8 protein-coding genes are annotated in these 10,975 nt (G+C 40.7%); 5 read left to right on the top strand and 3 right to left on the bottom strand.

Annotation, left to right across the window (positions count from 1 at the left end):
• Positions 1-53: 53 nt before the first annotated feature.
• A complete protein-coding gene (locus LU361_RS08930) occupies positions 54-1,130 on the bottom strand; it encodes a TRAP transporter substrate-binding protein (RefSeq protein ID WP_233088506.1) in 1,077 nt (358 codons plus the stop codon).
• A gap of 629 nt (positions 1,131-1,759) precedes the next feature.
• On the opposite strand from LU361_RS08930, the gene LU361_RS08935 reads away from it, so the two are divergent.
• Together LU361_RS08935 and LU361_RS08940 are read left to right on the top strand one after the other, a co-directional pair.
• Positions 1,760-2,308 carry a TFIIB-type zinc ribbon-containing protein gene (locus tag LU361_RS08935; protein WP_233088507.1) on the top strand — a complete coding sequence of 183 codons (549 nt, stop codon included), beginning with the start codon at positions 1,760-1,762 and terminating at the stop codon, positions 2,306-2,308.
• 550 nt (positions 2,309-2,858) lie between these two features.
• Positions 2,859-3,326 (top strand): hypothetical protein, encoded by a 468-nt coding sequence (locus LU361_RS08940; RefSeq protein WP_233088508.1) that lies wholly within the window; start codon positions 2,859-2,861, stop codon positions 3,324-3,326.
• 472 nt (positions 3,327-3,798) lie between these two features.
• On the opposite strand, the gene LU361_RS08945 is transcribed toward LU361_RS08940, so the two are convergent.
• The gene (locus tag LU361_RS08945; RefSeq protein WP_233088509.1) at positions 3,799-5,880 is read right to left on the bottom strand and encodes a NosR/NirI family protein; all 2,082 of its coding nucleotides are present in this window, start codon (positions 5,878-5,880) and stop codon (positions 3,799-3,801) included.
• A 91-nt stretch (positions 5,881-5,971) separates the two neighbouring features.
• A complete protein-coding gene (pedF, locus tag LU361_RS08950) occupies positions 5,972-6,409 on the bottom strand; it encodes a cytochrome c-550 PedF (RefSeq protein ID WP_233088510.1) in 438 nt (145 codons plus the stop codon).
• A 589-nt stretch (positions 6,410-6,998) separates the two neighbouring features.
• On the opposite strand from pedF, the gene exaA reads away from it, so the two are divergent.
• The 3 genes from exaA to LU361_RS08965 all read left to right on the top strand — a co-directional run bounded on the left by exaA (position 6,999) and on the right by LU361_RS08965 (position 10,872).
• Positions 6,999-8,894, top strand: a complete 1,896-nt coding sequence (gene exaA, locus LU361_RS08955; RefSeq protein WP_350338009.1) for a quinoprotein ethanol dehydrogenase — start codon at positions 6,999-7,001, stop codon at positions 8,892-8,894.
• Positions 8,895-9,153: 259 nt separating this feature from the next.
• Positions 9,154-9,768, top strand: coding sequence for a pentapeptide repeat-containing protein (locus LU361_RS08960; RefSeq protein ID WP_233088511.1), 615 nt, complete (start codon positions 9,154-9,156; stop codon positions 9,766-9,768).
• Between the two features lie 459 nt (positions 9,769-10,227).
• Complete coding sequence (locus LU361_RS08965; protein WP_233088512.1) at positions 10,228-10,872, top strand: response regulator; 645 nt, start codon at positions 10,228-10,230, stop codon at positions 10,870-10,872.
• Positions 10,873-10,975: the final 103 nt, after the last annotated feature.

Genomic DNA, 10,975 nt, shown 5'->3' on the forward strand with positions numbered 1-10,975 from the left:
ATTTTATCGGTAGAGTGCAGAAGGCCGAGGCGTGCGCCCCGGCATTGATTGAACTACTGAGCAATACTGTTTAAATAAGCCTTATCAGAAATTTCAGTCCATTTACGAACTTTTTCTAAATAGGTGGCTTGTGAATCAAGAATCTTCTTAGCAAGTTCATCGTTAGCAGAGTACTTTTCTAACAAGTCATTATTCACTTTACGCATACTTTCAATAACTTCGCTTGGGAAAGTTTTGATTTCAACGTTAGGGTATTGAGTTTTAATAACTGCTAGGTTTTCAGAAGACTCGTGGTAAGAGTGGATATACATTTCGTAAGCAGCGGCGCGCATTGAAACACGTAGAATTTCTTGAAGATCTTCAGGTAATTTGTCCCAAGAACGCTTGTTGATTAAGAATTGCAATTCCGTTGCTGGCTCGTGCCAACCGGTGTAGTAGTAAGGTGCAATTTTGTGGAAACCCATACGTAAATCTAGAGAAGGGCCAACCCACTCAAGTGCATCAATGGTGCGACGCTCTAATGCGGTGTACAACTCACCAGGAGGAATGTTAGTTGGTTTTGCACCTAGCTCTGCAATAACTTCACCCGCAAAACCTGGGATACGCATTTTTAGGCCTTTTAAATCTTCAACAGATTTAATTTCTTTTTGGAACCAACCGCCCATTTGTACGCCAGTGTTACCACCAGGGAAACTCATCAAGTTGTATTTACCATACACTTCTTGCATCAAGTCCATACCGCCACCGTAGTAGAACCAAGAGTATTGTTCTGGTGCGGTCATACCAAATGGCATGGTGGTGAAGAATAATGTCGCTGGTACTTTTCCTTTCCAGTAGTAAGACGCAGAGTGACCCATGTCGTATTGGCCAGCGCGAACCATGTCGAATACACCTAATGGTGCTTTGTGTTTGTTTCTTGAATCAATGGTGATTTGTAAACGTCCACCAGACATTTTTTCGGCCATTGCAGCCATGTTACGCGGAGCATCCCCAAAAACAGGGAAGTTACTTGGCCAGGTTTCTGCAAGCTTAAGTTTGTAAACCTTGTCTTGAGCGTGTGCAGTGGCTGCGAGCGCCAAGCTAGCAACACCGGCAACAAGCCATCGTTTTACGTTAGAAAGTTTGAACATGTTATTTTTATCCTCTCGTCATTCAAAAATACGAAGCGCGTGGGCAGAAAGCACCTTTACGGCGTAGTTAGTGTGTATTAGTTAACCGATACGATCTATTCGGTGGAGTGCGGTGTTGGTTAGGAATCTACTTAACTGAGGTGGGATTTGACGATGGAAATTGCGTATAACTACTTAGGTTAAAATTAAGTAAAAGGTCGAATATTGTTGAGGGGCGCCGTGGCTTCGGCTGTCGCGTTAGCGATTGAGTTGATCGTTCAAGGCGAAATTATATATGTTTTCTACTATTCGACTTTAGTATAAATCAAAGAGATACCTGAAAATCACGGGTTTAACGAGAGCTTCACTCAGTATTTTCAACAGTTCTACGTTCTTTGTTCGTGATTATGAACAATAGTTTCAAATTTATTTTGCCATTACGTCTACTGACATCAAATTAATAACGATTACTGGTAAACGTTCATGCATTTATTCTAATGAATGGGTTGTCGGTCACATTCAGACCAGCATTTTTAATTAGAGGCTCCAATAAAAACAGCTACTAAAAATAAATATAAGTACTAATAAATATAAATACCAAAAAATAATAAGCAGTTCATTTCGATTAATCTATGTTGATTGGGTCGCCTATGAAATGTCCGCACTGTAAAACAGAAACGTTAGTTCCTTCCTTTATTGATTCTTTATTTCGAGGGCACACTTGCAATTTGTGTCATGGTCATTGGTTATTGATTGAAGATTATTTAAATTGGCTCGATCAACATAAGAGCCACCAATTCCAGCAAGATCCCGAATTTGAACTCGACGAATCCAAACAAGCACTTATTTGTCCGATGACCGGTGCGATTATGCAAAAATTCCGAATCGATGCGGAATCTGAGCATAAATTAAATTACAGCCACGCGGTAGGTGGCGTTTGGTTGGATAAGGGCGAATGGTCATTATTAAAAGAAAAGGGTTACGCTGGCTCATTAAATAAAGTCTTTACCTTGCATTGGCAAAAAATGATTCGAGAAAATCAAACTCACGCCAAGTTTGCAAAACTGTATCGAACCAAGTTTGGCAATATGGATTACGAACGTGTGAGAATTTTTCGTCATTGGCTTGAACACCATCCCAAAAAATCTGAACTTATTGCTTATTTAAATGCGGCTGATCCTTATTCTGCTGAACGTTAAAGAAACCGTTTTTTCGATTAACTGATTAACTCAATAATTCATTTTATTGAAAAATAGATGTTTCATGAGAGCTAATTTTAATTTTATTAATATAGGTAATTTAGAAACAATATTAGGGTGTTACCTAGCTCTGGTTTTAGCTCATTATTTGTTCGGTAAAGGCGGGTCTACTGGTATTTCTGCCAGAGTGGAACGATCGTTATATTTAAAGTATTAATTGTTTCTAATGTAAGGCAATTAATATTATCCACTGAAATAATGCCATCTTCTTATTCGAAATTATAATTTATATATGACCCCTAAATTATAAATCGAAATTAACGGTGTCTCTGAAATACACACACAGTGTTACCTGTCCTAATATTAGGTAACACTGATGATTTTTATCCATTACTTTACAATTTCCATACCTTTTAAGAATTGACGACCAAAAAGAGTTTTGATATTTCTATTGTCAATCCTGTCACATATAAAAATAAGATTGTGTCACGATTTTTCATATTTCTCGGTTTTTCAGTCAAAATAAAAATAATTTTAAGGGGCTCAAACAATGAACTTTTATGCTAAAACCCTTAAAGGCATCAACGAGATGCGTTCAAGATCTGGAGAAGTAAACCCTACAGCGCGCAGAATGTTGATTCTTTGTAATGGACAAACCAGCACCGACCAGATTATTGGTGCTGCAGGTAAAGCGGATGCAAAAAAATATCTAAAGTGGTTGTTGGAAGAAAACTACATTACCAATGGTGATGAATCCAAACAAAGTCGCGATTACAATCAAGACTTAGTTATGTTGCCAAGCCATCGTTCGGCGGCTGAATTTGATAAAGCCAAAAATTTCATGATTAATACGATTGGTCATTTCCACGGGCAGTACGGATACTTGAGTTTAAAAACCGAAATTGCAAACGTGAAAGATTGCTTTGAATTAAGAGGTTTTTACGCTGAATGGGCAGAGAGTATGGAAAGCTTCAAACAATTCGATAAATTAAAGTCTGATTTATTTAAATTCCTGTAATTGAGTTGTTTGTTCATCTGGGTCGCTGTTTTCATGGATGTGTGTTCGTAGATTGTGAATTCATAAGTTGTGAGTTCATAGCTAATTTGTGAGCTTTTTGGGTAGATGTTTGGATTGTGTTTTTCATGAAGGCAGCATTTCTGTTACGTTCGGTTTTTTGTTTGATAGTTTGTTAAATCTAACGCGTTAGTTCTTTGATATAAGTTTTCTTATCTTTTTAAATAAAGCTTGTCTTTATTCTCGTCATTAATTTTTCCTTATTCTGTATTCCGTCTCTAAAGTTAATGGGTTAATTCAAATTTCCGTTGTTCTCTAGGTGTGATTCAAAATCTCAATATCACTGCTGTGCTGTTGAGCTTGTGAGAAATTTTAGAGGGATGGATTTGAGTGCGCTATTTAAGTGCGTTTTGTAGAAATGAATAGGGAATCACAAAAAGAGCCCGAATGATCACATTCGGGCTCGCAAATTTTATTAAATAACTTCAACCGCCGTTGCCGGAATTAAGGCTTCAGCTTTTTTACGTTTAGCCTGCTTTCTTATTTTCACTTTTTGCGGTGGGCATAGGTCATCGTTGTTGTGATAAACAATACACTCCAAACATTGAATGCATTCTTTGTAGTCAATCTCGCCTGACTGTTTAATCGCCTTGATTTCACATTTGTGATAACACAACGTACAAGGCGTGCCACATTCTGAACGACGTTTTAACCATTTGACCGGATGAAACCAACCTAAAACTGCCAAGCCCGCACCCAGTGGACAAACGTAACGGCAGTAAAATTTGTGAATAAATAATCCACAGCCCAATAGGAAAATTGCGTAAACCACAAACGGCCAAGTTCGAACAAAGTGCAGTGTTATTGAGGTTTTAAACGGTTCTACTTCTGACCACACTTCGGCAACTTCAACCGAATAAAAAGACGTTAACACGAGGCCAATTAAAATTGCGTACTTCATCCAGGTAAGTTTGTTATGCAATGCTGGTTTAACGCGGTATTGTTTGATTTTTAATTTCTTGGCAAACCAGCTGACCATTTCTTGTAGTACGCCAAATGGGCACAGCCATCCACAGAACAAGCCGCGACCGACAATGAATAAACTGATGAATACGTACAGCCACAAGATGAAAATAATTGGGTCCATTAAATAGGTTTCTAAATTAAACCCTTGTGTGAACGATTGTAATATCGGGTAGATATTCACGATTGATAGCTGGCCTTGTGCGTACCAACCAATATAAATCAGCGTAAAGGTTAAAAATCCCCAGCGAATTGCGTGAAATCTTTTCGGATTTTTAACAAGTTGGTGTTGGCGAGCGAAAATAACCGTGAGTGCAGCGAGTGATATCAGCAACACAATAATCTGAAAACGCTTGCTCTCCCAAAGACCAACCCAAAGTGGTTGTTCGGAAAAACCGTCGCTGATAATTTCAATTTCATCAAAGAATTTTTTAGGCAATGAATAATTGGCCATAAATTGATAATTCTCGACGGTATATAAAACTGGATTACCCGCAGAAATATTGAGCAACAAATTCCACTCACTGGCGGGATTAAATCCGGTTTGCGGTTTAATGCTGAATACTTTTACATCGCTTGCGTCATTGAGAATGCTTGTTTGTGGATCAAACACATCGAAAAAGTTGAGGTCTCGAATTTCAATGGGGAAACCTCTTTGATCTATCGAGACACGATCGGGAACAGAGGCAGGGACAAAATCTAGATCGATAAAGGAATAATCACCGTTTGATAACAGTACGACAGCGTGTTCGTCGGGCTCCAAGGTTTTTTGCAAGCGTTCAAAATCAGAATCCCCTAATAGTGCCCGACCAATAGAGGGAATATTCAAATAACCGAATTTTAAATCAACTGCGTGCTCGCACTCAGGACACGCATTTTGTCGATAATCGTATAAGTGTGTTTGGATTTCAGATTCGGTTAATCGTAAATTTTGTAAATAATTTTCTTCTTGTAATTGTTCTAATGACAGCTGTTCGTAATATTCGGATTTTACTTTGACATCCGCAGGTGCTTCAAACCCAGACAATTTTTGTCGGGCAACTGCCAGCGCTGAAAGTACAATGGATTGATTTATCACCACAACCGAAACCGTTGCCTTTGTGATGCCGTCAATATAAGTACCCGTGGTAGAGGTGCCTGAGCCGACTTTAACGTTATCGCGAATGCCGAGGCCTTCGTATTGTCTGATGAAATCAATCAGTGGTTTTTCGCCAAGCCCATGCAAGAATATGGGTTCTCTGTGTTCGATTAATTCTACGCCAGTAAATTGACCGTCTAAATCTAAACCGACCAACATATCGACGGGTTCGCCAGAAAATGCGGGAATAGTAACGTAATCTATTGAATGAAAAACGTAACCGATTTTATCGAACGCTTGATAAACCGGCCATACCGGCGGATTGGATTCTTTTTCGCCAATTGAAGTTGCTTGGGGAAAAATTCGTTCCCAGCCTTTTGGGCTTGAAGTATCTGAAAAGGAGTTAGATGAAAATAAACAGCATAAAATAACTGCCGCTAATACACGGAACAACATAACCAACACCTGAATTATTATTATTTAAAGTAGAGGTTCTAGCGCGTTGAAAAAAAAGGGCCTCGAATGAGGCCCTTAAAGCAGTTTTGAACTACACATTCGGGTCGTATTGAGTTTCTAACCAAGCTCGGATAGCCCAAAGAGCTTCCTGAGTTAAGATACCTTCAAACGCTGGCATGTAAGGGATACCGTTTCGTGTTGCACCGTTGCGAACACGGTAAGTGAACCACTCATCGCCGTCGAGTCCAGGCTCCAACGCGCGGAGGTCTGGAGCAATACCGCCAGATTTAGCTTCTAAACCGTGGCAGCGAGCGCAGTTTTGGTTGTAAGCACCTGCGCCAAGTTCAATGGCTTTTTCATTGCCTGAATAAGGGTTTTCTTCTCGCCACTCTTCACCAAGTTGTTCAAGTTCTGAAGTGTCAACGGCTTGTGGGACCACATCACCGTGGGCGAAAGCTAACTGACCGCATACTAGAAAAGAAATGCCAACTAGAGAACTGCGTAGACGTTTAAATTTAAAATCCATCATAGTCTTCCTCTCAAGAGGTTATTATTTAATTTTAAGTGTACGCTTAATTTAAAGCACTGAGCCCACATTTTTGAACATTTTCAATTATTATTGTTCCGTTCTAAAATAATTGTCTGGACGTGATTAATAACTGATTAATAACTGTTAGTAGCGTTCAAAACTTTTAATTTATCCGACTTTCACAGTGTACCAAATGTGTTGTTATACCAAATATTACTAAGTAAGGAAAAAATTGGTTAATTGGTGGCAGAAAAAAACATTCCGGTTAGTGATAGCAAAAAGTGGCAATTTTATCCCACCCAAGAACTAATACTTAGTGATGAATAAATAGGTGCTTAATGGGTATTTTAACGCACTGGGCCGTGAGTTAGTTTTTATCACGCTAGGTTGGAAATAATTTTTGAGCTGTACTTTCACTGAAAATATACCGTTTTTTGTTGAATGCTTGGTAAATTCTTTTCTGACAGTGCAAACTAAAAAAATTAATTATATTAAATGTAGTAATTGTAGTATTTGCATTAGAGCAACACCTACAAATACATCCTTCTATTTTTCCGATTTTCTTATAAATTATAATAAGGAGAATTGTATGAAACCCATCAGCGAGCGGCAATTTCGCTACACCAAGTTATCATCTACCTTACAAAAAATCGCTCTAGGGAGCATCGCCGGAGTAGCCTTGACCGCACTGTCATTGGGTGCAACCGCCGGTGAAGTGACCTGGAAAGACATCGCCAACGATCACAAAACCACCGATGACGTTCTCCAGTACGGTATGGGCGTTAACGCTCAGCGTTACAGCCCTCTAAAACAAGTTAATACAAAAACAGTTAAACAATTAGTTCCTGCGTGGTCTTGGTCATTCGGTGACGAGAAGCAACGCGGTCAGGAAACTCAAGCAGTTGTTCACGACGGCGTTATTTACGTGACAGCTTCCTACTCACGTGTATTTGCGCTAGACGCGAAATCTGGTAAGCAACTTTGGAGCTACTCACACCGTCTACCAGAAGACATTCGTCCATGTTGTGACGTTGTAAACCGTGGTGTTGCTATCTACGGCGACAAAGTATTCTTCGGTACGCTAGACGCACGTGTTGTTGCGTTAAATAAAAACACCGGTAAGCGTGTTTGGAACAAAAAATTCGGCGATCACAAAGCTGGTTACACCATGACTGGTGCGCCGACCATCGTTAAAGACCAAAAAACTGGTCGTGTGATGGTTATTCACGGATCTTCCGGTGATGAGTTCGGTGTTGTCGGTCGTTTGTTCGCCCGTGACCCAGACACTGGTGAAGAGATCTGGATGCGTCCTTTCGTTGAAGGCCACATGGGTCGTCTAAACGGTAAAGAAAGCACGCCAACCGGTGACATCAACGCACCTTCATGGCCGCGTGATGAAAACGGTGAGCTTGTTGAAGCATGGCACCACGGCGGTGGCGCTCCATGGCAAAGTGCGAGCTTCGATATCGAAAACAACACCATCATCATTGGTGCTGGTAACCCAGCTCCTTGGAATGGTTGGGCGCGTACCGCTAAAGACGGTAACCCAGCAGACTACGACAGCCTATACACTTCTGGCCAAGTAGGTGTTGATCCAACCACTGGTGAAGTTAAGTGGTTCTACCAGCACACGCCTAACGACGCATGGGATTTCTCTGGTAACAACGAACTTGTATTGTTCGAATACAAAGAGAAAGGCAAAAAAGTTAAAGCGACTGCTCACGCAGACCGTAATGGCTTCTTCTACGTTGTTAACCGTGAAAACGGTGAATTCATCCGTGCATTCCCATTCGTTGATAACATCACTTGGGCAACTCACATCGATCCAAAAACTGGTCGCCCGGTTGAAGTTGAAGGTCAACGTCCTCCTAAGCCAGAACCCGGTGAAAAACGCGGTAAGGCCATTGAAGTTTCTCCGCCATTCCTAGGTGGTAAAAACTGGAACCCAATGGCGTACAGCAAAGACACTGGTCTTTTCTACATTGGTGCTAACCACTGGAAAGAAGATTACTGGACTGAAGAAGTACACTACAAGAAAGGTTCTGCCTACTTAGGTCAGGGCTTCCGTATCAAGCGTATGTACGACGATCACGTTGGTATCTTGCGTGCAATGAACCCAATCACGGGTGATGTTGCTTGGGAGCACAAAGAGCGTCTACCTCTATGGGCAGGTGTTTTAGCAACCAAAGGTAACCTAGTGTTCACCGGTACTGGTGACGGTTACTTCAAAGCGTTCAACGCCAAAACTGGTGAAGAGCTTTGGAGCTTCCAAACTGGTTCAGGTATCGTTTCTTCTCCTGTAACTTGGGAGCAAGACGGTGAGCAGTACATCGGTGTAGCTTCTGGTTACGGTGGTGCTGTACCTCTTTGGGGTGGTGACATGGCTGAGTTAACTAAGCCTGTTCCTCAAGGTGGCTCTTTCTGGGTGTTCAAGATTCCTTCTTGGGCGCTAGAAGGTGAAGGTGCAAAAGTAGCTGGTAACTAATCGTTATTCAGTAGTATGAAAAACAGGCCGTCATGGCCTGTTTTTCGTCTGGGGCTAAAAACTAAAAAGGAATTTCTGATGAATTCATCCTGAATTTAATCAGAGAGCAGAAATTGGGAAGACAATTTCAATTCCTCAATTGTTTCAACAACTGAACGTTTTCGAAATAGCCGACACACTTTTGTGTCGAGGGAAACTCTGGCTCACTCAGAATTTCCTTGAATAATTAAAAGAATAAATACTCAAAAAGGAAGCCAGTATGGCCATCATTCGAAAAATTACGACCTTTGCGCTTTGTGGTGTTTTATCTGCGTTTTCAATTCAAAGCATGGCTGAAGATGAACAGCAGAGCACATCTGAATTTCCAACTATCAACGGTTGTGAAATTAAGCCAGAGACTGTTTGTAAAAAAGTGAACTTAAAAAATGCCGATTTACGCCATGCGAAACTGCATAACGCGGATTTATCTGGCGCTGATTTACGTGGTGCTGATCTAGCAAGAGCGGATATACGTCACGCCGATTTACGCGGTGCTGATTTACGCGGCGCTAATATGGAATCTGTTCAGGCGTGGGCTGCGTTTTTGCAAGGTGCCAAATTAGATAAAGCGAATTTGCAGGGCGCTAACCTAAATTTCGCTCGTCTCTCAGGCGCTCATTTAATCGACGCTAATTTACGCAGCGCTAATCTTGAAGCCGCTTGGTTGCCAAAGGCAAACATGACCGGTGCTATTTTAAAAAATGCGAACTTACAAGAAGCTAAGTTCTACAACGCGAATTTTACCAACGCTGAACTTGAAGGTGCGCGCTTCCCTTACGCCATCTTCCAAGAAGCGATTATGGAAGGCTGCGAGCACTGCCCGCACGATTGGTAAAATTGATCTCGCATGGTTGATTTTCAATCATGCGAATACTTGTTTGTTTCGAATCCCTATCTTCCAAAAAGTAGTTGATTGACGCTGGTTTTTCTCAAGGTTTAGAGGTAAGGCGACAGGGTTTGTAGAGCCTTAGAGCCAGCTCAGCGACTATGAGTCTGCTTTTGACTAAAGCATCGACTAAAGTCTAACTTCCTGTCATCATTAAATTCATCTCTTGTAGATATTTCTTTTATAATAATTTATTTTCTTATAAAGTTTTTATTTAAAACTTGTAACAGTGCTACAATTTTCAATTATTGTTCGACTTTTAGACGCAAGTCATTGATCTGTTACATTTGTAGGAATTGATTATTCGAATTAATATGAGACACTGCCTGTTACATTTTAACGCTCATGCGTTTCTATCGGTGGTAAAATCAAAAGTGTGTTCGAATAATAATAAATAGCGACCTGACTATGTATAAAATCCTTATTGCTGATGATCATCCGTTATTTCGATTCGCAATCGCCTCTGTATTGGAAAAGCAACTTGGTGAAGTAGAAACACTCTATAGTCACGACTTTGAATCAACATTAGAGGCCGCTGAAAATTGCCCAGAGTTAGATTTGATCCTGTTGGATTTAAATATGCCTGGCATGGAAGGGCTTAACGGCATTGTTCAGTTACGCAATCGATTTGCCGCGACCCCAGTTGTTGTTGTTTCCGCCGAAGAAGGCAGAAGTGTGGTATTGCAGGCTATGACCTATGGCGCCGTTGGTTTTATTACTAAATCAACTGACAGAGCGCAAATTGGCGAAGCGATCGAAAAAATTCTCGATGGTCAGGTTTACCTTCCACCAGATGTGATTCGCAACACCGACGAAAAGAAAACCAGTGGTGATAAGCCGATAAAAATTGAGCCAGAATTACTTGCCAAGCTCAGTAAAAAAGAACTTCAAGTGTACGAAGTTATGGCCAAAGGTGGTTCTAATAAACAAATTGCTTATGAGCTGAACATTGCTGAGGCTACGGTTAAATCTCATGTTTCGTCGATTTTACGTAAACTCAACGTAACCAACCGTGTTCAGGCGATTCTACAATCATCCACTGACGCAAAATAAATCGGCTATCTACCGTCCTATCGTCGTCCACTCTTTGCCAAAAAACCGCATTTTATTTGGCATTTTCTCCATTCAATAATAAATATTCAGGTATTAGCTCGGA

It is taken from the genome of Sessilibacter corallicola (assembly GCF_021290925.1).
GTDB lineage: Bacteria > Pseudomonadota > Gammaproteobacteria > Pseudomonadales > Cellvibrionaceae > Sessilibacter > Sessilibacter corallicola.